Source organism: Actinoplanes sp. NPDC051859, from assembly GCF_044452725.1.
Classification (GTDB): Bacteria; Actinomycetota; Actinomycetes; order Mycobacteriales; family Micromonosporaceae; genus Actinoplanes.
Genome location: NZ_JBITBX010000010.1, coordinates 38,321 through 61,374, shown reverse-complemented (window position 1 = coordinate 61,374; position 23,054 = coordinate 38,321). Strand labels below are relative to the sequence as shown.

General features: G+C 69.8%; 23 protein-coding genes and 1 pseudogene. 12 read left to right on the top strand and 12 right to left on the bottom strand.

All coding sequences use genetic code 11. The annotated features are described in order from the left end of the window. Positions 1–3: 3 nt before the first annotated feature. Positions 4–1,845, bottom strand: coding sequence for a CheR family methyltransferase (locus tag ACIA1L_RS24315; RefSeq protein ID WP_396075191.1), 1,842 nt, complete (start codon positions 1,843–1,845; stop codon positions 4–6). Positions 1,846–1,877: 32 nt separating this feature from the next. Beyond that, entirely contained in the window at positions 1,878–2,618 is a 741-nt protein-coding gene (locus ACIA1L_RS24310) for an ATP-binding protein (RefSeq protein WP_396075190.1), read from the bottom strand. A gap of 160 nt (positions 2,619–2,778) precedes the next feature. Here ACIA1L_RS24310 and secA2 point away from each other — a divergent pair, with 160 nt between their 5' ends. After that, a complete protein-coding gene (secA2, locus tag ACIA1L_RS24305; RefSeq protein WP_396075189.1) occupies positions 2,779–5,067 on the top strand; it encodes an accessory Sec system translocase SecA2 in 2,289 nt (762 codons plus the stop codon). Positions 5,068–5,155: 88 nt separating this feature from the next. Here the strand turns inward: secA2 and ACIA1L_RS24300 are convergent, their stop codons facing one another. Beyond that, entirely contained in the window at positions 5,156–5,566 is a 411-nt protein-coding gene (locus tag ACIA1L_RS24300; protein ID WP_396075188.1) for an ankyrin repeat domain-containing protein, read from the bottom strand. Positions 5,567–5,628: 62 nt separating this feature from the next. On the opposite strand from ACIA1L_RS24300, the gene ACIA1L_RS24295 reads away from it, so the two are divergent. The 7 genes and pseudogenes from ACIA1L_RS24295 (at position 5,629) to ACIA1L_RS24265 (ending at position 10,194) form a co-directional block, all read left to right on the top strand. Continuing rightward, positions 5,629–6,063 carry a signal peptidase I gene (locus ACIA1L_RS24295; RefSeq protein ID WP_396075187.1) on the top strand — a complete coding sequence of 145 codons (435 nt, stop codon included), beginning with the start codon at positions 5,629–5,631 and terminating at the stop codon, positions 6,061–6,063. 312 nt (positions 6,064–6,375) lie between these two features. Continuing rightward, positions 6,376–6,843 (top strand): winged helix-turn-helix domain-containing protein, encoded by a 468-nt coding sequence (locus tag ACIA1L_RS24290; RefSeq protein WP_396075397.1) that lies wholly within the window; start codon positions 6,376–6,378, stop codon positions 6,841–6,843. 103 nt (positions 6,844–6,946) lie between these two features. Then, on the top strand, positions 6,947–7,576 hold the full coding sequence (locus ACIA1L_RS24285; protein WP_396075186.1) for a uridine kinase: 630 nt from the start codon (positions 6,947–6,949) through the stop codon (positions 7,574–7,576). Between the two features lie 221 nt (positions 7,577–7,797). Further along, on the top strand, positions 7,798–8,220 hold the full coding sequence (locus ACIA1L_RS24280) for a TraR/DksA family transcriptional regulator (protein ID WP_396075185.1): 423 nt from the start codon (positions 7,798–7,800) through the stop codon (positions 8,218–8,220). 83 nt (positions 8,221–8,303) lie between these two features. Further along, positions 8,304–8,524, top strand: a pseudogene (locus tag ACIA1L_RS24275) (DUF72 domain-containing protein); the annotation flags it as partial. Positions 8,525–8,650: 126 nt separating this feature from the next. Next, positions 8,651–8,899 carry a BatC protein gene (locus ACIA1L_RS24270; protein WP_396075396.1) on the top strand — a complete coding sequence of 83 codons (249 nt, stop codon included), beginning with the start codon at positions 8,651–8,653 and terminating at the stop codon, positions 8,897–8,899. Between the two features lie 11 nt (positions 8,900–8,910). Continuing rightward, on the top strand, positions 8,911–10,194 hold the full coding sequence (locus ACIA1L_RS24265) for a cupin domain-containing protein (protein ID WP_396075184.1): 1,284 nt from the start codon (positions 8,911–8,913) through the stop codon (positions 10,192–10,194). A gap of 157 nt (positions 10,195–10,351) precedes the next feature. On the opposite strand, the gene ACIA1L_RS24260 is transcribed toward ACIA1L_RS24265, so the two are convergent. The 7 genes from ACIA1L_RS24260 to ACIA1L_RS24230 form a co-directional block, all read right to left on the bottom strand. Further along, entirely contained in the window at positions 10,352–11,065 is a 714-nt protein-coding gene (locus ACIA1L_RS24260; protein WP_396075183.1) for a hypothetical protein, read from the bottom strand. After that, on the bottom strand, positions 11,062–13,704 hold the full coding sequence (locus ACIA1L_RS24255) for an FtsK/SpoIIIE domain-containing protein (protein WP_396075182.1): 2,643 nt from the start codon (positions 13,702–13,704) through the stop codon (positions 11,062–11,064). Before ACIA1L_RS24255 ends, ACIA1L_RS24260 begins: the two co-directional genes overlap by 4 nt. Then, positions 13,697–14,590: a hypothetical protein gene (locus ACIA1L_RS24250; RefSeq protein ID WP_396075181.1), complete on the bottom strand. Its 894-nt coding sequence runs from the start codon at positions 14,588–14,590 to the stop codon at positions 13,697–13,699. The genes ACIA1L_RS24255 and ACIA1L_RS24250 overlap by 8 nt, the downstream gene beginning before the upstream one ends. A gap of 4 nt (positions 14,591–14,594) precedes the next feature. Next, positions 14,595–14,855 carry a hypothetical protein gene (locus tag ACIA1L_RS24245; protein WP_396075180.1) on the bottom strand — a complete coding sequence of 87 codons (261 nt, stop codon included), beginning with the start codon at positions 14,853–14,855 and terminating at the stop codon, positions 14,595–14,597. A gap of 45 nt (positions 14,856–14,900) precedes the next feature. Then, entirely contained in the window at positions 14,901–15,317 is a 417-nt protein-coding gene (locus tag ACIA1L_RS24240) for a hypothetical protein (protein ID WP_396075179.1), read from the bottom strand. 219 nt (positions 15,318–15,536) lie between these two features. After that, positions 15,537–16,529 carry a LysR family transcriptional regulator gene (locus ACIA1L_RS24235; RefSeq protein WP_396075178.1) on the bottom strand — a complete coding sequence of 331 codons (993 nt, stop codon included), beginning with the start codon at positions 16,527–16,529 and terminating at the stop codon, positions 15,537–15,539. Between the two features lie 157 nt (positions 16,530–16,686). Then, positions 16,687–17,337 carry a hemerythrin domain-containing protein gene (locus tag ACIA1L_RS24230; RefSeq protein WP_396075177.1) on the bottom strand — a complete coding sequence of 217 codons (651 nt, stop codon included), beginning with the start codon at positions 17,335–17,337 and terminating at the stop codon, positions 16,687–16,689. Positions 17,338–17,359: 22 nt separating this feature from the next. Here ACIA1L_RS24230 and ACIA1L_RS24225 point away from each other — a divergent pair, with 22 nt between their 5' ends. Further along, complete coding sequence (locus tag ACIA1L_RS24225; protein WP_396075176.1) at positions 17,360–18,670, top strand: M20/M25/M40 family metallo-hydrolase; 1,311 nt, start codon at positions 17,360–17,362, stop codon at positions 18,668–18,670. Positions 18,671–18,713: 43 nt separating this feature from the next. Further along, on the top strand, positions 18,714–19,379 hold the full coding sequence (locus tag ACIA1L_RS24220) for a hypothetical protein (RefSeq protein ID WP_396075175.1): 666 nt from the start codon (positions 18,714–18,716) through the stop codon (positions 19,377–19,379). Positions 19,380–19,844: 465 nt separating this feature from the next. Here the strand turns inward: ACIA1L_RS24220 and ACIA1L_RS24215 are convergent, their stop codons facing one another. Both ACIA1L_RS24215 and ACIA1L_RS24210 read right to left on the bottom strand, forming a co-directional pair. Next, positions 19,845–20,036 (bottom strand): DUF5703 family protein, encoded by a 192-nt coding sequence (locus ACIA1L_RS24215; protein ID WP_396075174.1) that lies wholly within the window; start codon positions 20,034–20,036, stop codon positions 19,845–19,847. A 4-nt stretch (positions 20,037–20,040) separates the two neighbouring features. After that, positions 20,041–21,057 (bottom strand): aldo/keto reductase, encoded by a 1,017-nt coding sequence (locus ACIA1L_RS24210; protein WP_396075173.1) that lies wholly within the window; start codon positions 21,055–21,057, stop codon positions 20,041–20,043. Positions 21,058–21,202: 145 nt separating this feature from the next. On the opposite strand from ACIA1L_RS24210, the gene ACIA1L_RS24205 reads away from it, so the two are divergent. After that, positions 21,203–22,255: an LLM class F420-dependent oxidoreductase gene (locus ACIA1L_RS24205; RefSeq protein ID WP_396075172.1), complete on the top strand. Its 1,053-nt coding sequence runs from the start codon at positions 21,203–21,205 to the stop codon at positions 22,253–22,255. Positions 22,256–22,257: 2 nt separating this feature from the next. After that, complete coding sequence (locus ACIA1L_RS24200) at positions 22,258–22,962, top strand: histidine phosphatase family protein (RefSeq protein WP_396075171.1); 705 nt, start codon at positions 22,258–22,260, stop codon at positions 22,960–22,962. Positions 22,963–23,054 lie beyond the last annotated feature (92 nt).

The following is a 23,054-nucleotide window of genomic DNA, read 5'->3' as shown; positions in this document are numbered from 1 at the left end:
ACGTCAGAGGTCGTCCGCCTCCATGACGATGATGGCGCCCTCAGTGCCGCGTCCGGGGTCGATTCCCCGCAGCGGAGCACAGGCCACCCGGACGACGACGGCCCGGCCGCGCCGGTTGACCGCGTCCAGGGTGACCTCGCCGGACGCGCCGTCGTCACCCAGCGCACCGCGCAGCATCGGCCGGACCTGCTCGAACGGCAGGCCGATGTCGAGGTTGAGGAAATGGTCACCGACAACTTCCTCGGACCGCAGCCCCCACAGGTCTTCGGCCCGCCGGTTCCACATTCTGATCCGCAGGTCCGGGTCGACGACGGCCACCCCGGCCCGCAGGCTGGTCAGCACGGTCTCCAGGAACGAGTTGGCGTCGTCGAGCTGGGCGGTGCTGATCCGGAGCTGGTCGTTGATGCTCTGGAGCTCGTCGTTGGTGGACTGGAGCTCCTCGTTCATCGTCTCCAGTTCCTCATTCGTCGACTGGAGCTCCTCGTTGGTGGTTTCCAGCTCCTCGACGGTCGACTGCAGTTCCTCGTTGGTGGTTTCCAGCTCTTCGTTGGTGGACTGAAGTTCCTCGTACGCCGCTTCGAGCTGCTGGTTGGCGTGTTCCAGTTCGTCCTGGAGACGCCGTGCGGCGGTGACGTCGTGGAAGATCAGGTTCATGCCGAGCAGGCTGCCGTCGCTGCTGGTGAGCGGGCTGACCTGCACTTCGAGGTGGGCGATGTCGCCGTTGCGGCCGTACTCGACGTCGGTGACCCGCAGCGTGCGCCGTTCCACCTGGGCCTGCTCGATGTAGCGACGCAGCGCCACCGGCCGGTAGGACAGCTCGAGGTCGCGGAACGGGCGCCCGATGTCGCGGGAGGAGACCCCGAACATCTTTTCCAGCCGCCGGTTGGTCAGTGCCACGAGACCGTCGAAGGTGAGGCCGAGCTGGGCTACCGGGCTGGCGGCGAACGCCTCGTTGCGCAGCACGTCCATGCCGACGACGGCGCCCGCGGCGGCGGTGATCTGCTCGGGGAAGACTGTGCCGACGTTCGGCTGGATCCGGGGCACCCGCCGGAAGACGCGGCGCTTGAGGTCGATCGGCGTGAACAGGCTGCCGTGACTGAGCAGCATCTCGGCCTTGCCGAGGAAGAGCACGCCCCCGTCGGCAAGCGCGAAGTGGAACCGCGAAAGGATCTTGGACTGGGTCTCCGCGTTGAAGTACATCAGGGTGTTACGGCAGGTCAGCAGGTCGATGCGCGAAATCGGGGCATCCTGCACCAGGTCGTTGCGGCCGAAGATGATCGAGCGCCGGAGGTCTTTACGGAAGACGAACCGGTTGCCGGTCGCCTCGAAGTACTTGGTGGCGAACTCCGGCGGCACCGCCTGCATCTCGCGCTCGCCGTACGTCGCCTGCCGGGCCTCGGCGAGCTGCTCCTCATCGACGTCCGTGGCGTAGATCTTCACGCGCTCACGGAACGCCTCGATGCCCATCGCCTCGGCCAACGCGATCGCCAAGGTGTACGCCTCCTCGCCGGACGCGCAGCCCGCACACCAGATGCGGATCGGCGAATCGGCGGGCCGGGCCTTGAGGAGCGGCTCGAGGACGTCAGCCCGGAGGTAGTCCCAGGCGTCCGCGTCCCGGAAGAACCCCGTGACGTTGATCAGGATGGTGTTGAACAGCGCGGTGAACTCATCCGGATGCACCTGGAGATAGTCGGTATAGTCCAGGTAGTCGTCCGCGTCCACCTGCGACATTCGGCGGTTGACCCGGCGCATCAGGCTTGATCGCTTGTAGCCGGTGAAGTCGAACCCCCGGGACTCTTTGAGATGGACCAGGAGAGCCTCGAAGTCGGGATCGATCGGGTTCACGCCGCAGAACCTATCGCACACGGCGGGCCAGCTCAGGAAGGCGCTCCCGCGGTCAGCTTCGTCCACACGACTTTACCGTCCGGAACGGGCAGGACACCCCACGCGTCGGTCAATTCCCGCACCAAGTGCAGACCGCGACCGCCCGCCTCAGCCACCCCCGGAGCCTTCGGCCGGGGCAACTGACGACTGCCGTCGCGGACGGTCAGGCACATCCGGCCGTCCCGCAGGCCGAGCGTGAACTCCATCGTCGTGTGGGCGTGTCGGACGACGTTGGCGACCAGCTCGGTGGCGACCAGATTGACCGTGGCGGCGAGCTCGCGGACCTGCCAGGCCGTGCAGGCCTGGGTGACAAGGTGGCGCACCTGCCGGCACGCATCGGGTACGGGCCGCAGCCGCACCCGCAGCCGCCGCGGCTCGGGCTCGTCCTGTTGGTCGGCCAGCGCCTTCTCGCAGCTCTCCTCGGTGCTGACGGTGTGGCAGCCAGGCCAGTCTTGCAATGCCCGGGCGGTGTCGGTCTCCGCCCCGCACAACACCACCGGGACGGCGGGCCACTCGGCAGTGCGGCAGACGATCGAGCTGAGCACGTCCAGGGCGGACGGTTCGGCCACCCGCAGAGCGCTGACGTCGACGAGCAGCGACTCCGGTTGCGCGGACAGGCTCCGGGCCACGGCCCGTTCCAGAGCGTCGCCGGTCACCTCGTCGAGCACGCCACTCACCCGCAGGACCGCCACCGGGAGATCCTGCTCCGGCCGGCAGACAAGCTGGCGAGACATGGGCCCCCTTCATCGGCCGTCGTGTGTGCGTACCCTGCACGTCGCCCGCTCCCAGTGCCCTTCGCCGGGCCCTGGCAAACGCCCCGCGGAGGGAAAGCCCGGCGTTTCCGCGCGGGAGTCGGCAACCCACGCGCAGAAAAGTGAAGTACCGTATCGCGCCATGGGTGTGTCTCAGCGGCTGAAGAGCCGGTTCCGCAAGTTTCTGCAGCGTCCGGGCACCACGGTTGACATCGCGCCGTTGCAGCGGCGGTTGCCGGCGATCGAGGCTCGTGAGGATGCGCTGCGGGAGCTCGACGATGACGCGCTGACCGCGGCGGCAGGTGAGGCCACCAGCTACGAGGAGATCTGTGCGATCGGGCGGGAGGCTTCCCGGCGTGCGCTCGACCAGCGCCCCTACGACGTGCAGCTGGTCGGCGCGATGGCGTTGCTGTCCGGCGCGGTCGCCGAGATGGCTACCGGTGAGGGCAAGACGCTGACCGCGACGGTCGCGGCGTACGGCCACGTCCGCCTCGGCAACGGCCCGGTGCACATCCTCACCGTCAACGACTACCTGGCCCGCCGGGATGCCACCTGGATGGGTCCGGTCTACCGGCTGCTCGGCCTGACCGTCGGCTGGGTGACGGAGGCCTCGACCCCCGAGGAGCGTCGGGAGGCGTACGCCGCTGACGTCACGTATGTATCCGTCAGCGAGGCGGGCTTCGACTACCTGCGGGACCAGCTCGTCACGGACGTCGAGGACCGGGTGCAGCGGGAGCTGGCTACCTGCATCGTCGACGAGGCCGACTCGATCCTGATCGACGAGGCGCGCGTGCCGATGGTGTTGGCCGGCAGCACCTCTGTCGAGAGCGACCCGGTGCACGACGCCGCGGAGCTGGTCCGCGAGCTGCGCGCGAACAAGCATTACGAGGTCGCCGAGGATGGCCGCAGCGTGGCCTTCACCGAGGCGGGTCTGCAGGCCCTCGAGGAGAAGATGGGCCTCGACCTGTACGCGGACGAGAACGTCGCCCAGCTCTCCGCGGTGAACGTGGCCTTGCACGCCAAGGCCCTGCTGCGCCGCGACGTGGACTACATCGTGCGGGACGGCACGGTCGAGTTGATCGACGAGATGCGCGGCCGGGTCGCCCAGCGTCGCCGCTGGCCGGATGGCCTGCAGGCGGCTGTGGAGGCGAAGGAGGGCCTGCACGCTACCGCCGAGGGCGAGGTGCTCGACACGATCACCGTGCAGGCGTTCATCGCGCTCTACAAGACGGTCTGCGGCATGACGGCGACCGCTGTGCACGTTGGTGAGCAGCTCCGCGAGTACTTCAAGCTCGAAGTCGCGGTCGTGCCGTCGAACACGCCGAACATCCGCGAGGACGAGCCGGACCGGATCTACTCCGCGCACGACAGCCGGGACGAGGCGCTGGTCGAGGAGATCAAGATTGCCCACGAGAAGGGCCGCCCGGTCCTGATCGGCACCCTGGACGTCAAGGCTTCCGAGTTGCTGGCCAAGCAGCTCGCCGCGGCAGGCGTTCCCTCGGTGGTGCTGAACGCCAAGAATGACAGTGAAGAGGCCGCGATCATCGCGGAGGCGGGCGCGTTCGGCGCGGTCACCGTCTCCACGCAGATGGCCGGCCGCGGCGTCGACATCCGGCTCGGCGGCAGCGACGAGAAGGACCGGGAGAAGGTCGTCGAGCTGGGCGGCCTGTACGTGATCGGCAGCGGCCGGCACGACAGCCGTCGGGTGGACGACCAGCTACGCGGCCGCGCGGGCCGCCAGGGCGACCCGGGTGGCTCGGTGTTCTTCGTCAGTCTGGAGGACGACCTGGTCGCCCGGCACGCGGGTGATGTCCTGCCATCGTCGCCGCGGATGGACATGGACGGCGTCGTGCACGACGAGCAGGTCGACTACGCCGTGGAGCACGCCCAGCGGGTCGCCGAGGGCGTCAACCACGAGATCCACCGCAACACCTGGCGCTACAGCGTGGTGATCGAGGAACAGCGGTTGGCGCTGGCCGAGCGCCGAGAGCGGCTGCTGACCTCGGAGGTCGCCGCGATCATGCTGTTGGAGCGGTCGCCGGAGAAGGCGAAGGAGACCGACGAGGACGTGCTTTCCGACGCGGCCCGCTCGATCGCGCTCTTCCATCTGGACCGGCTGTGGGCCGAGCACCTGGCCGAGCTGTCCGAGGTGCGTGAGGGCGTGCACCTGCGCGCGCTGGGCAAGTTGGACCCGCTGGACGAGTTTCACCGGGCGGCCGTGCCAGCGTTCCAGAACGTCTTCACCGAGATCGAGCGCCGCACCCTCGAGACGTTCGAGGAAGCTGATCTCGCCGAGGGCTGGGAACCGGACCGGGCGGGCATGGTGCGTCCGACTGCCACCTGGACGTACCTCGTGCACGACAACCCGTTCGGCTCGGAGCTCGACCGGCTCATCGCGGCGATCGGTCGCCGCCTGACCTCGGGCAGCTGACTCCTCTCCGCTGTGTGTCGGTCCGCGTGGTGGGCGGCGAGGAGGTCGCCCACCCACCACGCGGACGCCGCAGTGTCTCGTAGCGCGGTCACTGCCCGGGCGGCTGCGGTGGGACTGGCGCCGGCCGGTCTAGCAGCGCGGTCATGTCCGGCAGGTTGAAGTACGCAGCGGTCTCGCGGGCGCTGGGGTTGCCGCCGTCGGGGTTGGCGCCGGCTGCGAGCAGTGCCGTCACCGTCGCCGTGTTCTTCCGGAAGACGGCGGCGGCCAGGGCGGTCTGCCCCCGATCGTTCACCCGCCCCGTGTCGGCATCGTGCGCCAGCAGGACCGTCACCGCCGCCGCATGGTTGTGGTACGCGGCCAGAATCAGCAGCGTGTCGCCCTTGTCGTTGGTCAAGTTCACGGGCAGCCCGTGGGCGAGTTGGGCGGCGAGTTCGCCGGCGTCACCGGATCGGGCGAGGTCGAACATCCGGTGCGCGAACGCGATCGTTTCGGCATCCATTTGTCCGGCCTTACCCGCCGGTCTCGGTGTTAATCTCCCCTGCATTCTGCGAGGGGGTCCAGGTGGATGCTGTGGTCAGCGACGGGGTGTACGTCGGGCGAGCGGGGGCGGACGGTGCCCGGAACCAGGGTTGGCTGCTCGGTCATTTCATGCCGCCGGGTGAGCTGCTGCACAGTGACACCGTCGAAGTGAAGTGGGGTGTGCACCCGCCGGGCGAGCGTCGCGCCGCCTGGGCCACCCAGGAGACGAGGACCGCTCTGCTGGTGCTGATTCGTGGTTCCTTCCACATCGAACTGCGGGATCGGACCGTGCTGCTGAGCGATCCGGGGGACTATGTGGTCTGGGGTCCTGGCAACGATCATTCGTGGCAGGCCGGTGAGCTCGAGACCGTGGTGTTGACCGTGCGGTGGCCTTCCGTGCCGGGGTGGCGGCTGCCCGGCCACCCCGCCGAAACCGCCGATTATTCACAACTGCAGGAAACGGCTGCCCGCCGTTAACCGGCGTGACGGTAATCGCATTCCGGGTGCGGAAAAACACGATGCATCCGTTGGTTATGGAACGAGTTTCCCACAGTGTGGATGCCTCCTTGACCGCCCGGCCGCACCCCCGGAAATATCGACCGCGGTTTAAGCGTGCATTAATTGGATCGCCGTTGTGAACTGCGGCGCAGCCATTCTTCCAACGCAGGAGGCTTCTTCATGCCGGTCACCGCCCTGCCGGGGCGTACGGGACGACATGCGCTGGGATCCGGCCGCATGGCCACGATCCGGCGCACCGCGGTCACGCCGTCGCCGGCTGCCGCCCTGACCGTGACGCTGAACATTCCGCTCTCCGGCGAGACTCTGCCGCCGCAGGCCCACCGACTGATCGAGGCAGTCCGTGAGCTGGTCGAAGCCGGCCAGGGCTCGGTTGCCCTCGAGCAGCCCCGCACCGAGCCGGTCATCCCGGCCTCCGAACCCATCCGCGACGGCGGCGTCGAAGTGCGTCTGCTCACCGCCTCGCGCCAGGTGCTGCTCGACAGTGTGCTGCTGCCGCTCACCCGCCTGGAGTTCGACCTGCTGCTGTTCCTGGCCGAGCATCCGCGCCGGGTGTTCAGCCGCACCCAGCTGCTCAACGCGGTCTGGGGCTACGAACACACTGGCGAGCGCACTGTCGACGTCCACGTGCGGCGCCTGCGAGTCAAGATGGGCTCGCACCTGCCGCTGATCACCACCGTCTACGGCGTGGGCTACCGTCTCTCCGACGAGGCCCGCATCGTGGTCCTCCCGCACGAGTAGCCCCGGAACTCCCGGCCGGCTGTCCGGGTGTCCAGCAGTCTGGACACCCGGCTCCGGGCCGGGCTCGGCTGAGTGCTGAATCGCGCTGCTCTAAGCTTTCGCGGTGCATGTGCGTCCCGTCTCGACCGAGCTGCTCGTGAGTGAGCTCGTCGATCGGCTCACCGGTTTGCTGCCCGGGCAGCGGGTGCGGGTGGCGATCGATGGCCCGGACGCCGCCGATCCCGGTGGTCTGGCCGCCGCCCTGCTGACGCCCCTGCAGGCGCGAAGCTGGCCCGCGCTGCACATCTCCACCGCCGGATTTCTGCGCTCGGCCTCCCTGCGCCTCGAGTTCGGCCGGACCAACCCGGACTCCTACTACGAGGGTTGGTTCGACGAGGCTGGGCTGCGCCGCGAGGTGCTGGATCCGGCCGGCCCGGCTGGCAGCGGCCGGATCGTCACTCGGCTCTGGGACGCTGCTCGCGACCGGGCGGCCCGCGAGCCCTACCAGGAGCTGCCGCCCGACGCGGTCGTCATCGTCAGCGGTCCGCTGCTGCTCGGCGGTGGGCTGCCGTTCGACTTCACGGTCCATCTCGCACTCTCCCTGGGCGCGCTGGCCCGGCGAACCGAGCCGGCTGAGCAGTGGACGCTGCCGGCCTTGGCGCGCTATGCGGACGAGGTCGCCCCCGCATCGTTTGCCGACGTCGTGGTGCGCCTGGACGACCCGCGCCGCCCGGCGCTGGTGCTCGGCGGATGAGTGAATCACCGGTGGCACCCCGGTTGACCTGCGACGCAAAAGCTGGTTGGCGCAGTCCGTGGCGGTAGCGTGCACTGACAGTTATGCTGCGGTTACTTTTTTGCGGGATCGGAGTTTCCGATCTTCGGCGGTGGGTATCTGGCGACCCCACGGTGGAACACCGGACGGGCCGGCACGGGAAGTTCCACCGGCAGGGGCAGAGGGAAGGGCAGGGGGAGCACATGCTCGTCAACAGCGCGGTCATCACGGGTAAAGGTGCCGACACCGCCAAGGGGCGCTCGACGGACGAGATCCAGCAGATCCGGGCGCTGTTGCAGTCCCGGTTCGAGGATCTGAACTCGGAGTACGAGGAAGCCGTGGCCGAAAACCAGCGGCTCCGACTCGTCGAAATCGGCGACGCCGCCGGTGACGACCAGGCTGACAGCGGCTCCAAGACCGCCGAGCGCGATGCGGCGACGTCGCTGCTGCGCACTCTGCTGGACCGGCGTACGCAGGCGGAGCTTGCGATGCAGCGGCTCGACGAGGGCACGTACGGCAACTGTGAGAACTGCGCCAACCCGATCCCGGTCGAGCGGCTCGAAGTGTTCCCCTCGGCCACGACCTGCGTGCACTGTAAGGCCAACCGTGAGCGTCGCGCGGGCTGAGTCCCGCCGCTCCTGATCGGTCCGCCGCCCATTCGGCCGGCGGACCGGTCCTCATCGGCACCGCGGCATGAAGCGATAAGACGTTGCTCGAATCAGGCTGGTACTCGCCCGCCGCCGACTACCCGAAAAAACGACTGGCGTATTACGCAAAACAGTTTCCGATCGTCGAGGTCAACGCCACCTACTACGCGCCGCCCGCACTCCGGCCGGAATCACTTTCAACATCAAGGCCTTTAGCCTGCCAACCGGCCATCCGACAAAGGTTGCGGCGATCTCCAAAGACCTTCGGCCGCCCACTCCTCGAGACCCCTCGAGAGCACCGGTGGCGAACTACGGCGTCGCCCTTCACCAGCACAGTCGCCAGATCCCTCGGTTAGTGGTGATCAAAACGGGGTATCGCGGTGACTCCACCGATGAAGGGCAGACGATCATGCGACTGAACGACGACGACATCACCGGCAGCAGCGCCACCTCGGGCGAAGGAGTGGCCGATGGCGGCGCCAACCCGAACGGCCAGGACGGTGGTGCGGACGGCGGCGCGGGCGAGGGCCCGGCGGACGGCGGCGCGAACCCGGCAGGCCACGACGGTGGTGCGGACGGCGGCGCGGGCGAGGGCCCGGCGGATGGCGGCGCGAACCCCGCAGGCCACGACGGTGGCGCCGACGGCAGCGCCTCCTGAGGATCTGCGCGATGACGTACCCGTCGCCGGACGGCACCGAAGACCGTCCGGCGGGCCACGCCGCTCCCGATGGGGCTATCGATTCGGCTCTCGCCCGGATCACCGCCGTCGACCCGGCGAAATTTGCCGAGGCGTACTGGGGTCGGCAGCCGCTGGTCACCCGCGCCGACGAGCTGGCTGGAGCGGACGGCTTTCGTGACCTGCTGTCCCCGGAAGCGGTGGACGAGCTGCTCAGCGAGCGCGGGCTGCGTACTCCCTTCCTGCGGGTAGCCGACCAGGGAAAAGTGTTGCCCGCTGCGTCGTTCACCGGCTCCGGCGGCGCCGGCGCCGAAATCGGCGACCAGGTCACCGACGACAAAGTCCTGCGCCTGTACGCCGGAGGCGCCACCCTCGTTCTGCAGGGCCTGCACCGCCTCTGGCCGCCCCTGGTCCGCTTCGCCGGCCGGCTCGGCGACGAACTGTGCCAGCCCCTGCAGGTCAACGCCTACTTGACCCCGGCCGGTAACCGAGGCTTCGCGACCCACTACGACACGCACGACGTGTTCGTACTCCAGGTGGACGGCACCAAGCGGTGGCGTATTCACGAGCCGGTCCTGCCCGACCCCCTCGAACGTCAGGCGTGGGGCGGCCGCGCCGATGAGGTGGGCGCCGTCGCCGAGGGGCCCGCCGCCCTCGATGTGGTGTTGGCCCCTGGCGACGCTCTTTATCTGCCCCGTGGCTGGCTGCACTCGGCCGAGGCGCAGGGCGAGCGCTCCCTGCACCTCACGTTCGGCGTACGGGCACTGACCCGCTTCGCGTTCGTCGAGGAACTCCTTGCCCTGGCTGCTGAGGACTCTCGGCTGCGCGCGACCCTGCCGTACGGCATGGACGTTGCTGACCCGAGTGCGGTTGCTCCGGAACTCACCGACACGGTCTCGGCCTTGCGCGAGTGGTTGCTCACCGCAGACCCGATCCGCATCGCCGACCGCCTGCGTGCCCGCGCCTGGCCCGCCCAGCGCCCGGCTCCGGTTCGCCCACTGGCCCAGCTCGCGTTCGCCGAGAGGCTTGCTCCCGCCGACCAGGTCAAGATTCGTGCTGGGCTGCGCTGGCGTCTCCACGACGACGGCTCCGATCAGGTGGTCCTGACCTTGGCCGATCGCACGCTGCGCCTTCCGGCCTACTGTGCTCCGGCTCTCCACTTCGTGCTCGACGGCGACATTCATCACGTCGCCGACCTCCCCGGCCTCGATGACGACGCCGACCGCCTGGTCCTCGTGCGCCGCCTCCTCCGCGAGGCGGTCCTCGTCCCGGCGTGACCGCTTCCGTTCCTCCGCGCGGACGTTCGTCGGCCAATGTCCTTCGCCGTCCGCCGTCCGCCGTCCGCCCCTCGACCACCATCGGCAGGGCAGCTTCCAGGGCCGGGTCCAGGCCCGCCACGAGCCTTTCCGGACTGACCGCGTCCGGCCCGATCGGTTAGCCGGCGCCGGCGCCGGCGTTGGCGCGGACCGCGGCGAGGATGATGCCGGCCGTAATGAGAGCGGCGATGAGGACGGTCGCCACGGACGAGGCATCCAGCGGAGTGCCGGACCGGTCTGCGACCCGTTTGGCGGTGACCACGGCCAGGATCGGCCCGAGCAGGGCGACGATGAGGGCCACCACCGGGAGGCCGACGGCCAGGTCGCCGCCGCCCTCGCGGCCCGCCCAGCGCAGCAACGACCACGCCGCAAGTCCGACGGCACCGCCGAGCGCGCCGAGCCCCACATAGAGAAAGGTGGCGCCTTTCAACGGCTTGGCCGGTGGCGTCCAGGCCGCCGTGGTGGCCGCTTCTTGGAGGAATTCCTCCGCGTTGCGATCGCGCTGGCGGGGGATAGCTGGTTGCGGCGCCTTGGCGAAGCGCTCGGCGGCTCGACCGGCTTTGTGGGAGAACTCCGCCCACATACCGGCAACCCGGGCGTCCACCTCTTCGAGGTCACGCTGTGCGGAACGAACCGCCTCGCGGGCCTCGCGGATGCGTTCGTCGGCCTGGCGTACCGCTTCGTCAGCCTCACGGGCCCGGGTGTCGTGCCACGTGCGCGCCTCGGCGCGGTGGGCGGCCGCTTCCTCGTCGAGGTTGGTGAGCTTGCGGATCACGCTGCGGTAGTCAGGGGTGCGGCGTTCGAGGACGCCTTCGGATTCGCTGTCGGTCATGATGGTCCATAGGGGATGATCACCTCGGCGCCGCGGTGCACCGAACGGTCGAAATGCAGGGCTCGCCAGGGCCGCGGGTACCAGGCGGGAGCACCGGCGCCCGGGAAGTACGGCGACAGTTCACTGCCGTGCACATCCAACGCCACCCAGGCTCCGACGTCGTCGGTCCGGGCCGCCTGGCCGCCCAGCGTGTCGCGTAGCAGGGCCGCTCCACGCCACCAGCCGAGCACGTGGACCCGCCGTTCCGGGCCGTGGCGCAGGACCTGGCGGAGCAGTTTCTGGGTGTGGCCGGGGGCCGCGTCGACCGCATAGAGGAAGAGGTGCAGGGGGCGGTCCGCGGCGGTGCCCTCGGTGGCCCGTGCCGCGGCATCTTCCAGCAGATAGTCGACGGTGTCACCGTCGTAGTAACCGGTGTCGGCGGGCAGGACGTCCTTCAGGGCCTCCACTGCGGCGTGCGCGTCCGTGTCCAGGCACGCCACCGCGAACTGGGCGGTGCCGGGCGCGAACTGGGCGGCGAGCGAGCGAGCAGCGGTGTGCAGGACGGCGCAGGCCTCGTCGACGCGCGTACCCAGAATGGCGATGTTGCGGCCCGGTGCCCGGCGCAGCACCGTGCGCGCGGACCGGGCCTCGACGTCGATCGTCTCGCCCAGCAGGACCACGGGGGCGGTGGTCGGCCCGTCGGTGAACCGTCGGAAGTCGGGACTGTCGCCGAGCCGGGGGATGGCGTCGCCGTCGAAGAGCCGCGGCGGAAGGAGATCTTGGGGGCGTCGGCGCCACAACCGATGCTGCAGGTCGCTCCAGCGGTCTCGGTCGCCGGCGTCTGGCAGGCGGACCACCCGGTTGGCCTCGATGGCGCCGGAGTCGGCGTTGACCACGGCGTGATAGCGCGGCAGGACCTCGGCCGCGGTGTTCTGCTCGGCCAGCACGCGGCGGGCGCGGGGCAGCGCGATACGCAGGGAAAACTGGGCCACCAACGCGGTCCGGCCCCACAGCTTTTCGATGCCGGACACGTCCTGGCTAGCCAACACCAGATGAATGCCTTGCGAGCGGCCACGCCGGGCCAGGTCCTCGAGCAGGTCGACGGCTTCGGCGGCGACCGCGTCCCGCCCGGCGAGGAGCACCTGGAATTCGTCGACGATCGCCACGATCCGGGGCCAGGAGCCGGTGGGGTCCTCGGCGCGCAGCTCGGCGAGGTTGGTCACCTCGTGCCGCTTGGCGGCGTCGGCGCGGGTGCGCAGCTCGGCGCTGAGAAAGCGGAGCAGAGCCAGGCCGAACTCGCGGTCGGTGTTGACGTTGACGCCGACCAGCCGGACGTGTGGCAGCCAGCTCGGGTCGCGACGGCCCGGGGCGAACCGGGCAAACGACACGCCTTCCTTGAAATCGAGCAGGTAGAACGCCAGCTCGGTGGGGGAGTAGCGGGCGGCCAGCGCACCCATCCAGGCGTAGATCAGATTGGTCTTGCCGGTGCCCGAGGGACCCGCGATCAGCGCGTGTGGTGGATAGTCGGACAGCGTCACGTGCACCGGAGCACCCTGCGGACTTTCGCCGAGCGGCGCCGTCAGCGCCCGGGCCGAGCTCTCCTGCCATTCCCGCTCGGGGAGCAGGCTGTCCAGGGGCAGCGGAGCTGGACCGGCCACGACAGCGTCGGCGATCTGCCGGCAGGTGTGGGTGACCACTGTGGCTGGCGGTCCCGGATCGAGCCGGACCGGCAGGTCGCCGGTGCCGCTGAGCCGGGCGTCGTCGCCGGGCAGCGCGTGCACCACTTCGATGCCCGGCCCGGTTTCCACCGGCAGGTCGCGCACCACCAGGTGGACGCCGCAGGCCGCGCCGGTCCGCAGGAGCCGGTCGAGCTGGCTGCGTTCGTGGCGGGACAGCTCGTCGACGCGACCGGCCCCGAGCAGGATCGCGACCCGCCACGGCTCAGGTCGGCGTCCCGTGGCAGCAGCCAACTCCCGCAGCGAGGAGTGTTCGCCGGCGAGGACCGTCTCATTGATCCGCCGAACGTGGTCGACCAGTTCGTCGAGGAGCGCGCCAAGCCCGCCCGGGCCGACGAACCGCAGCACCCCGGCCGGGGCCAGCGGTGCGAAGCCGGCCAGCCCGCCGCCCAGTTGCTCGGGGTCATACCCGGTGACGGTGACCCGGCCCGGTGCGGCGCCGCCCAGCATGCGCAGGAGCAGGCCTGCCACGACGTCGTCGCCGCTGGTTTTGGGGCCGCGGACCACCACATGGCCGTGGTCCAGGAGGGGGAGCAGGGCGGGCACTTCTTCGGCGTACGGCAACAGCAGCTCACCCACCCGCAGCTCCGGCGCGGGCGCGGGTGAACCGACGGGCGTGGGCCGCCACCGTGACCAGGGCAACCCGGCCGCGCCCGGGGCTGCAATGTGCGCAGTCTCGATCGCTGCCGCGGCTAGCTCGGCCAAGTCGCGCTCGCGCAGCTCGCCGATTTCGCGAAGCCGCTTGTCGCGCTCGAAGGCGAGGCGCTTGCGGCGTTCGCGGGCAGCGCCCACGATCCGGGTGCGCCGGGTGATCGCCGCGTCCTGCTCCGAGCGGGCCGCATCGAGGGCTGCCTCGGCGGCGCCGAGCGCATGGGACAGGGCAGCTCGGACCTCGGCGACCTGCTGGGCAGCCGACTCAGGCATCGGCACCCCGGGTCCGCAACGGCTCGGGCGCGTCCGGGTCCAGCGTGGCGGGATCGCGGCCGAGCCGGGCCAACAGCACGCCGGTCAGCACACTCGCGGTCACCGCCGAGTCGGCGGGATGGGCAGGTGGCTGGGCGGGGGCCGGTGCCCGGCAGATGCGGGCGAGTAACGCGTCAAGAACGGCCGGCGGGGTGCCCGGTAGCAGGGAGCGCACTCGGCCGCCGGCAGCGGTCTTGAGTCGGGACAGGTCCTCGGGGCGTGGCTCGTGGCCGAGGAGGTCGCCCGCGAGCCGGTGCAGGACCGGGGAGCTGGCCGCGGACAGGCCGAGGCCGGTAGCGGCGTCGACCCGGTGCAGATCCCGGCCGAGCCGGGCGCGGTCGCCGGAACGCACCCCGGCGGCCACCCGGCGCAGCAGCTCGGCGGTCCCGCCGGGACGCTCGGCCGACGGCTCACCCCGCTGCGGAGGCGGCGGAGACTCGCCGGTCAGCTTGGCGATCCGGTCCTGCCACCATGGTCCGAGCTTTTCGGGCGAGGGATCTTCCTCCGGCTGGTCCGGCCGGGGCGGAGCGGGCTGGCGCTCGTCCTCGCGGAGCCCTTCCTTGTCGTCGGTGCTCGATGCGGGGCCGCCTGCGCCCGACAGGCCGAGCGCTGCGAGATATTCCGCGATCGCGTCCTCGCACAGGCGCAGGGCTGCCGCGGCATGCTCGGCGTGCTCGGTGGCGTTGCCGAGCTGCGGCACGCCCATCGGGTCGACCGAGGCCTGCCGCACCCAGTTCAGCAGGTCCGAGGCGCTGCGCAGCCGCTCCATGGCGACCGACACGAGGCCCGTTGGCAGCTCGTCCGAGGTGGCCCGCAGCTGGGCGCCGAGTTCCTCCAGCAAAGACATCGGGTCAGAGGGTCGCCGTGTAGGTCTGCGCCTGCTCGACCGCTAACAGCGTCGCGCCCAGGCATTCCTCGAGCTGCTGATCGGCCTGGGACAGCGAGGCGTGCGCGGCGCCGACCGCGTCGTTGGCGGAGCCGTCGAGCGCGGCGGCCAGACTCTGCTGGGCCTCGCCGAGCTTCTCCCGGGCCGCTTGGATGGCTGCCTGCCCCTCGGAGACCTGGTGGAGGGCGGCATCCACGGCCGCTCTGACCTCGGCGACGCTGGCCACTCGTGCAGCCTCCCGGTGAAATCGTCACGGTGTTACGGGTTCAGCTTAGTCGTCCACGATGGTCGGGTCGTGCCCGCGTGTGCGATTTCCGCGCGGCACGCTGGTGGGGCCACGCACCTCGGCGCCCAAGGCGGTCACCCGTTCGCGCAGCCCGCGATCGGCGGTGATCACGACGACGCGACGGCCGCTGCCCTCCGTTGTCACGAGCGCCACGATCGCGTCGTCGCCGGACCCGACCGCGCGCTCCAGGCGTACGCCGGGAGTGGCGGCAATGTCCCGGGCCTGGCCTTCCACGACCAGGACGAGTTCCACGGGGCCGGGGAGGTCCGGCAGTCCGACCGCGCCGATCGGCCGCAGTGCGTCCCGCAGGCGAGCGTTCGCGCCGGCCCGGTCCTTCCACCAGCCGTCCGGCTTCGAGCCGACGACGTTGGCGGCGTCCACGATCAGCAGTGGCACCGACATGGTGTTAAGCGTCGCACGCAAGCGACCTGCGACGGCTATCCGACACCTGCTTAGCTGAGGGCCTGTCCTGCCGATCATGACGGCCTGCGCCGGGCCCAGCTTCCGCCTCGCGGCGCGGTCCGAACGGGGCGAATACAACACCGGTATTCGACCGCCGGCCCACTTGCGAGACGAAACCTGGACTCCGGCTCGGCGACGCCATGATCGGCAGGACAGGCCCTAAGCCGCTTCGCCGCGCACGATGGCGAGTTGTGAGGCGCCCAGCTGGGGGTGGTCGGCGAGCCAGCCGAGGTAGTGCGGATTGCGGGCCGAAGCCTCCAGGTAGGCCTCTCGGGCCATCTCCATCAGCCGGGGCGCGACCTGCGCGGCCGGACTGTCGGGGTGCCAGCCCAGCACCTGTCGCCAGCGCAGCGGTGCACCCTTGATCGGCAGGTGCACCAAGCCCGCCGGCGGTCGGAAGGTCGGCTGGCAGAGCGCCAGTGCGACCCCGGATTCGGCCATGTCGACGCAGCCCCGGATGTCGGTTTCCAGGATCCGTCTGGGCGTGAACCCGGCCCGGGCGCAGGCCGCCGCGAAGCAGTCGCCGAAGCAACCGCCGCCGGGGCCGCCGGCCCACTGTTCCTCGGCCAGCTCGGCCAGGTCGACCTCCAGGCCCTTGGCCTGCGGATGGTCTTCCTGCATGAGGACGCAGACCCCGTCGACGGCGATGGTCTGCCACACCAGGCCGTAGTCGGCTGAGGGGATGGCGTCGCCGCACACCCCGACCTGGGCGTAGTCCAGCTTGCCCGCCAACACCATGGTGGCGAGTTCGTCCACGTAGTACGACGCGTGGGTGGAGATCTGCGCGTCGGGCTGAGCCTCGGACAGTCGGTGCACCATGCCGCCGATGACCGGCCCGCCGATCGAGCCGATCCGGTAGCGGCTCATGGCTTGGTCGGACCCGGCGCCGGCAAGCCGGGCCGCCTCGTCCTGCAGACCCTTCATGGCGGGTAGCAGGACCCGGGCGCGGGAGAGCACGAGCTCGCCCAGTGCGGTGGGACGAGCGCCTCGTCGGTCGCGTTCGAAGAGCGGGCCGCCCAGGGTTCGCTCGATGCGTTGCAGCTGCGCGGTCAGGGCGGGCTGAGCGAGCCCGAGCAGGGACGCCGCCTTCGTTACGCTGCCCGTCTCCGCGATGGCACAGACCACCTTGAGATGACGCAGCTCCAGGTTCATATCGTGACGGTAGGACCTTCGCGGGATAACGGCTAGACCTTCAGCCGACCAAAGATCCTCCACTTGTGACAAACGGGTTAACCAAAAGGACAGAAGCAGCTAACCCGTACGTTCGTACGGAAAAAATTATGAACGGCATTTATCACTATCAGTACGTTCAGAGATCTTGCGGGTAGGTGGTGCGCCCCGCCGCCACGTCCCTGATCTTGTCCACGATGGCGACCGCCGGATCCACAACCTTGTTCCACGGCGGCGCGGACGGTGTGCCCGGGTGCGGCCGCGTGGGTGCCGCTTCCTCGGCCAGCTCCACCCGGTTACCCAATCGGATCAACTCCTCAGCCGACGCCATCCGCGCCAGTAGTGGCAGGAGCTCGCCAGCCGCGGCGTCCGCGTGCCGGCGCAGACGCCGCTCGACGTCCTCCGCCCGCGCCCGCCAGACCTCACCACCGGCCGACTCCAACAGGCGCAGCGATTCCAGCAGGGCGCGGTCTTCGGGGATCTCCCGATCGATCAGTTCATCGCCGTCCGGCACGACCGACCGAATCGCCGGATAGACATATTGCTCCTCAGCGGACAGATGGCGCGAAAGAGTGGCGCTGACCACCTCGGCGAGCACCCGACGTCGGCCCGCATCGGTGCCGTCAGCGGTCAGCTCAGCGCAGAGCTCGAGCAACTCGCGATGCTCACGAGAAACAACGTCGGCCACATTCGGGCCGGTGGACTCGCCGCCAACCGGCGGCAGGGGAGGCAGATGTACGGACACCGCCGCGTCATACCCGCCGAGGATCTCCGGCCAAACGCCTCCCACCCGGAGCTGGTAAGAAGAGCGGATGGAACCAGTCAGCGCCGCCGACGAGGTCGTGCGCATCTGCCGTGACCTGCTCCGGATCGACACCAGCAACACGGGTGACCCACGCACCACCGTGGGTGAGCGAGTCGCCGCCGAATACGTCGCCGAACAGCTGACCGGGGTCGGCATCGAGTACGAACTACATGAGTCCGCACCAAAACGGGCCAACCTCGTCGCCCGCATTCCCGGCCGAGACCGAAGTCGCGGCGCCCTGCTCGTGCACGGCCACCTCGACGTCGTCCCCGCCGACCCCAGCGAATGGTCGGTGCCGCCCTTCTCCGGCGAGGAAAAAGACGGCTACCTGTGGGGCCGCGGCGCCATCGACATGAAGGACTTCGACGCGATGATGCTCGCCGTCGTCCGCGACTGGCAGCGCAACGGCATCGTCCCGCCCCGCGACATCGTCCTGGCCTTCACCGCCGACGAAGAAGCCGGCATGGAATACGGCTCCCAGTTCCTCGCCACGCAGCACGCCGACCTGTTCGAAGGCTGCACCGAAGCGATCGGCGAAGTCGGCGGATTCTCGTACACGATCAACGACGACCTGCGGCTCTACCTCGTCGAGACCGCCGAGAAGGGGATCGACTGGCTGCGGCTGCACGCCAAAGGCCGCCCCGGGCACGGCTCCTTCGTCCACGACGACAACGCCGTCACCGCCCTCGCCGAAGCGGTCGCCGCGGTCGGGCGGCACAAATTCCCCATGGTCATCACCCCGACCGTGCGGCGGTTCCTCGAAGAGGTCTCCGAGGCGCTCGGCGTCGAACTCGACCCCGACGAGCCCGAGCTCGCCATCGCCAAACTTGGCCCCATCGCCAACCTCATCGGCGCCACCGTGCGCAACACCGCCAACCCCACCCGGCTCGAAGCGGGCTACAAAGACAACGTGATCCCCGGCCGGGCCTCCGCCACCATCGACTGCCGGACCCTGCCCGGCCAGGCCGAACTGTTCCTCGAACAGCTCCGCGACGTGATCGGCCCGGATGTCGAGATCGAACACCTGCAACGGCAGGACGCCCTCGAAACCGGATTCGACGGCGCACTCGTCGACGCGATGGGTGCTGCATTGCGCGCCGAAGACCCCGGAGCGCGCGCCGTGCCCTACATGCTCTCCGGCGGCACCGACGCCAAAGCGTTCACCACCCTCGGCATCCGCTGCTTCGGTTTCGCGCCGCTCAAACTCCCCGCCGACCTCAACTTCTCCGCATTGTTCCATGGCGTCGACGAGCGCGTCCCCGTCGAAGGACTACAGTTCGGCGTGCGTGTGCTCGACCGCCTGCTGCAGGCGAGCTGAAACCGCCCGCCCCAGGCGAGCTGATGAGAGGACTTCACAGACCATGACCGACCAGTACGCGGAGCTCGACGCCGCCCTCGACCGGGTCGTGGAAGCCGCCAAAGCGCACCTCGCCGCCGTCAAAGCCGCCCAAGGCCGGGTCGACGACGACGACGTCTGGCAGGCCTACGTCAACCTCAACAACACCTCCTTTGCGTACGACGAGCAGCTGCTCGACGCGTTCGGCGAAGTCACGCCCTGGGACGTCGAATCCATCGACCCGGACGAAGCCGACTCCCGCTTCGGCACCGGTGGCCCCGCCGAAGGCGGCACCTCGGACCCGTACCCGCAGGTGATCTCGGTCCGGCAGCGGCGGGACTACCGCGTGCCCAGCGTGGCCGCACTGCTACGCGTCGCCGACGCCGCCCGGCGCAACCTCGTGCCGGACGACGAGGAAGCCGGCGCGGTCGAATCGGTGGGCGAGGCCGTGCTCGAGCTGCTGCAAGCAGGGGACGGGTCGCTGTCATCGCTGGACGTTCCGGAGTTGGAGCCGTTGGACGGGCTGTTGACGGTTTCCGAGGTGGCTGAGCCGTTGGATCTTGAAGCTTTCCCGGATGAGGACGGGGCTGGGCCGTTTGCGCCCAACCCTGACGATCAGCTTGTCGGGCGGCTGGATGAGCACCCGTTCCTGCCGGATGAGGAAGACGAGCACGCGGGGCACAGCCATTGAGTTGTGGCTCTGAGCTGTGGCTCTGAGCTGTGGCGCTGGTTGCGGGGCGCGGGCTGGGGCTGGGCTGGTTGCATACGGCTGCTGAGCTGATGGCCTTCGCTTCGCTTCGGCGGCACTGCGCCCAAGGGCGGGTCGGTGTCGAGGACACCAAAACACACCACGGCAAAGGGCGCCTAGTGTGTTTTGGCGCCCTCGACACCGACGGGCGCAGTGCGACTTTGGTCGCGGCTACACCATGTGGGGGTATTGGCCATTATCAGGTGATGGACCGGCCTCGGGTTTGAGTTCTTAGCCCCAGGTTTGGGGTCTCAGCCCCGGGGTTAGGTCTCGTCTCCCAGGTTTGGGGTCTCGTCTCCCAGGTTTGGGGTCTCGGCCCCCAGGTTTGAGGTCTCGGCCCGGGTTGGACGTCTTGGCCCCGGTTTGGGGTCTCGGCCTCCGGTTGGGGGCTGGCCTTGGGGGCGTGGGTTAGACGCTGAGGCCGGGTTGGGGGGTGGTGCTGAGTTTGCGGCGGAGCATGACTTGGCGGGTGCCGTCTCGGAAGAGTTGGACTCGGGCTAGTTCCCAGCCGGAGAATTCGGCTTGGATGGATAGCTGCGCCGTTGCGGTCAGGCGATCGACATTTGCTGGCAACCTCAGCGGCGCGTATTCGTAGTCCATGGTTTTAATATGCGTCAGCGGCGGGTGGGCCACCAGCCCCCGGGCCGGTCAGGCCCTCGCGTTCGGGGTAGCCGATGCCGATTGCGGAGACGTCGTCGAGGGCGTGGGCGATCTCGGGGGGCAGGGTGAGGTTGTTGCTGAGCAGTGCGCCCTGGAGTTGGCCGGCGGTGCGGGCGCCGAGGATGGGGGCGGCGACGCCAGGGCGGTCGCGGATCCAGGACAGGGCAACCTCGAGCGGTTCGACGCCAAGGCCGGCGGCCGCGGTGACCACTGCTTCCACGATGCTGGAGCTGCGCGGCTCCAGGTAGGTGCGGACGAACGGCGCCAGGTGGTCTGTGGCGGCGCGGGAGTCCAGGGGGCGGCCGTTGCGGTATTTGCCGGTGAGGACGCCGCGGCCCAGCGGGGACCAGGGGAGCACGCCGAGGCCGAGGGCCGCCGCGGCCGGGAGGACCTCGCGTTCGATGCCTCGCTCGAGCAACGAGTATTCCACCTGGGTGGCGACGATCGGGGTGCGGCCGGGGAATGCCCGCTGCCAGGTGGCGACCTGTGCGGTCTGCCAGCCGGCGAGGTTGGAGACGCCCACATAGCGGACCCGGCCGGTGTGCACAGCGTGGTCCACCGCCGCCAGGGTCTCCTCCAACGGCGTGTACGGGTCATAGCCGTGCAACTGCCACAGATCCACGTAGTCGGTGCCGAGACGGCGCAGCGACGCGTCGAGGGTGCGCAGCAGGTGACCGCGGGAGCTGTCGCGGCGCCGGTGTGGGGAGTGGCCCAGGCCAGCCTTGGTGGCGATGAGCAACTCGTCGCGCGGCACCAGGGGACCCACCAGGGTGCCGATCACCGTTTCGGCGGCGCCGTCGCCGTACACGTCGGCGGTGTCGAGCAGGGTGCCGCCGGCGTCCAGGAAGAGCTTGAGCTGGGCGGCCGCGTCGTCCGGATCGGTGTCGCGTCCCCAGGTCATGGTGCCGAGAGCGAGCCGGGAGACCGACAGCCCGCTGCGGCCGAGCGGTCGCTGTTGCATGCATGAACCTTATTCAGCCGACACCATCGGCGATACGCCCCGGGGCCGTCGACAGCGACCCCGGCCACCGGAGATCACCGTACGTGTTCGCCTAGGCTGCCTACTGCGGAGCATCGGTGCTCCCGGCAGGGGAACGGGAGGATCCGTGCGGCTCGGACTCAACCTCGGTTACCAGACCTCGTGGACGACACCCGCCGATCATCTGGCCATGGCCCAGGAGGCCGACCGGCTGGGCTATTCGGTGGTGTGGGCGGCGGAGGCGTACGGCTCGGATGCGCCCACCATGCTCGCTTGGATCGCCGGGCAGACCGAGCGCATCGACGTCGGCGCCGCGGTCATGCAGATTCCGGCGCGTACGCCGGCGATGACCGCGATGACTGCCGCCACCATCGACACGCTTTCCGGCGGGCGGTTCCGGCTTGGCCTGGGCGTTTCCGGCCCGCAAGTCTCCGAGGGCTGGCACGGCGTGCGGTTTGCGAAGCCGCTGGCGCGCACCCGGGAGTACGTTGACATCGTCAAGCTCGGTATCGCCCGCAAGCCCGTGGCCTACGACGGGGCGCACTATCAGCTCCCGCTGCCGAACGGGGCCGGGAAGGCGCTGCGGCTGGGTTTTCATCCGCCGCGGAAGGCCGTACCCATCTATCTTGCGGCGGTGGGGCCGAAGAACCTGGAGTTGGCCGGCGAGATCTCGGACGGCTGGCTGGCGATCTTTTTCGCGCCGGACGCTGCCGAGGAGAGCTTGCAGCACATTCGGCGGGGCCGGGAGAAGGTCGGCGCGACGCTCGACGGCTTTGATGTCTGTCCCAGCGTGCCGGTCATGATCGGCGACGATGTGGCGGCCTGCGCTGATGTCATCCGCTTCTATGCCGCGCTCTATGTCGGCGGCATGGGCAGCCGCGAGCAGAATTTCTACAACCAGCTCGCCGTGCGGATGGGTTACGCGGACGCGGCCAAGAAGGTCCAGGACCTGTATCTGGGCGGCCATCATCGGGAGGCGGCCGAGGCGGTTCCGCAGGACTTCATTGAGCGTACGTCGCTGATCGGCCCGAAAGAGCGGATCACGGAGCGGATCCGGGAGTACGCCGCCGCGGGCGTGAACACGCTCTCTGTCAGTCTCTTCGTGCCTGATCGCGACAGCGGTATCGAGAATCTGCGCGCTCTGGCCGAGTGCTTCGAGGCGTCGGGCGTGGCCGGGTAGCCATGGCGACTCTTTTGCTTCTGCGGCACGGGCGTACCACGGCTAATGCCGCCGGTGGCCTGGCCGGGCGGCAGCCGGTCGAGCTCGATGACACCGGCCGTGCCCAAGCCGTCCGGGTGGGTGAGCGGCTGCGGGAGCTGCCGTTGGCCGCGGTGGTGTCCAGCCCGCTGATCCGCTGCCGGCAGACCCTCGACCTGGCGCTGCCGGGTGTGACCCCCGAGGTCGATGAGGGGCTGATCGAGTGCGGGTACGGCGACTGGGAGGGTCGGCCGCTGAAGGACCTTGCCAAGGAGCCGCTCTGGCCGGTCGTGCAGCAGCATCCGAGCGCCGTGGTGTTTCCCGGCGGTGAGGCGATGGCGGCCATGTCGGCGCGGGCGGTGGCTGCGGTGCGGCGCTGGGACGCCCAGGTCACCGCGGAGCACGGCCCCGAGGCGCTCTGGCTCGCGTGCAGCCACGGCGACGTGATCAAGGCGATCGTGGCCGATGCGATGGGCCTGCATCTGGACGAGTTTCAGCGCATCGTGGCGGATCCCGCCTCGTTGAGCGTCATTCGGTACACGCCGACTCGGCCGTTCCTGGTCCGGTTGAACGACACCGCCGAGCTGGGCGGGCTGGTGCCACCCAAGCGTACGGATGACGCGGAAGTGGATCCGGCTGCCCAGTCGGACGCAGCCGTCGGCGGTGGGGCCGGCGGTGGCGTGACATGAGCACCGGGTGTGACCTCGCAATAGACGTGCTGTAATCGTCGGCGGGCCTCGCGTTGCGCCCTCGGCGAACCGGCCCGGTGCGCTGCGCGCCC

Coding starts and splice junctions, on each gene's coding strand:
- ACIA1L_RS24300 (WP_396075188.1), bottom strand. CDS start 5,566: ATGGATGCCGAAACGATCGCGTTCGCGCACCGGATGTTCGACCTCGCC.
- ACIA1L_RS24220 (WP_396075175.1), top strand. CDS start 18,714: ATGACCGACCAGTACGCGGAGCTCGACGCCGCCCTCGACCGGGTCGTG.
- ACIA1L_RS24200 (WP_396075171.1), top strand. CDS start 22,258: ATGGCGACTCTTTTGCTTCTGCGGCACGGGCGTACCACGGCTAATGCC.
- ACIA1L_RS24310 (WP_396075190.1), bottom strand. CDS start 2,618: ATGTCTCGCCAGCTTGTCTGCCGGCCGGAGCAGGATCTCCCGGTGGCG.
- ACIA1L_RS24270 (WP_396075396.1), top strand. CDS start 8,651: ATGCGACTGAACGACGACGACATCACCGGCAGCAGCGCCACCTCGGGC.
- ACIA1L_RS24215 (WP_396075174.1), bottom strand. CDS start 20,036: ATGGACTACGAATACGCGCCGCTGAGGTTGCCAGCAAATGTCGATCGC.
- ACIA1L_RS24280 (WP_396075185.1), top strand. CDS start 7,798: ATGCTCGTCAACAGCGCGGTCATCACGGGTAAAGGTGCCGACACCGCC.
- ACIA1L_RS24235 (WP_396075178.1), bottom strand. CDS start 16,529: ATGAACCTGGAGCTGCGTCATCTCAAGGTGGTCTGTGCCATCGCGGAG.
- ACIA1L_RS24240 (WP_396075179.1), bottom strand. CDS start 15,317: ATGTCGGTGCCACTGCTGATCGTGGACGCCGCCAACGTCGTCGGCTCG.
- ACIA1L_RS24265 (WP_396075184.1), top strand. CDS start 8,911: ATGACGTACCCGTCGCCGGACGGCACCGAAGACCGTCCGGCGGGCCAC.
- ACIA1L_RS24250 (WP_396075181.1), bottom strand. CDS start 14,590: ATGTCTTTGCTGGAGGAACTCGGCGCCCAGCTGCGGGCCACCTCGGAC.
- ACIA1L_RS24210 (WP_396075173.1), bottom strand. CDS start 21,057: ATGCAACAGCGACCGCTCGGCCGCAGCGGGCTGTCGGTCTCCCGGCTC.
- secA2 (WP_396075189.1), top strand. CDS start 2,779: ATGGGTGTGTCTCAGCGGCTGAAGAGCCGGTTCCGCAAGTTTCTGCAG.
- ACIA1L_RS24225 (WP_396075176.1), top strand. CDS start 17,360: ATGGAACCAGTCAGCGCCGCCGACGAGGTCGTGCGCATCTGCCGTGAC.
- ACIA1L_RS24255 (WP_396075182.1), bottom strand. CDS start 13,704: ATGCCTGAGTCGGCTGCCCAGCAGGTCGCCGAGGTCCGAGCTGCCCTG.
- ACIA1L_RS24260 (WP_396075183.1), bottom strand. CDS start 11,065: ATGACCGACAGCGAATCCGAAGGCGTCCTCGAACGCCGCACCCCTGAC.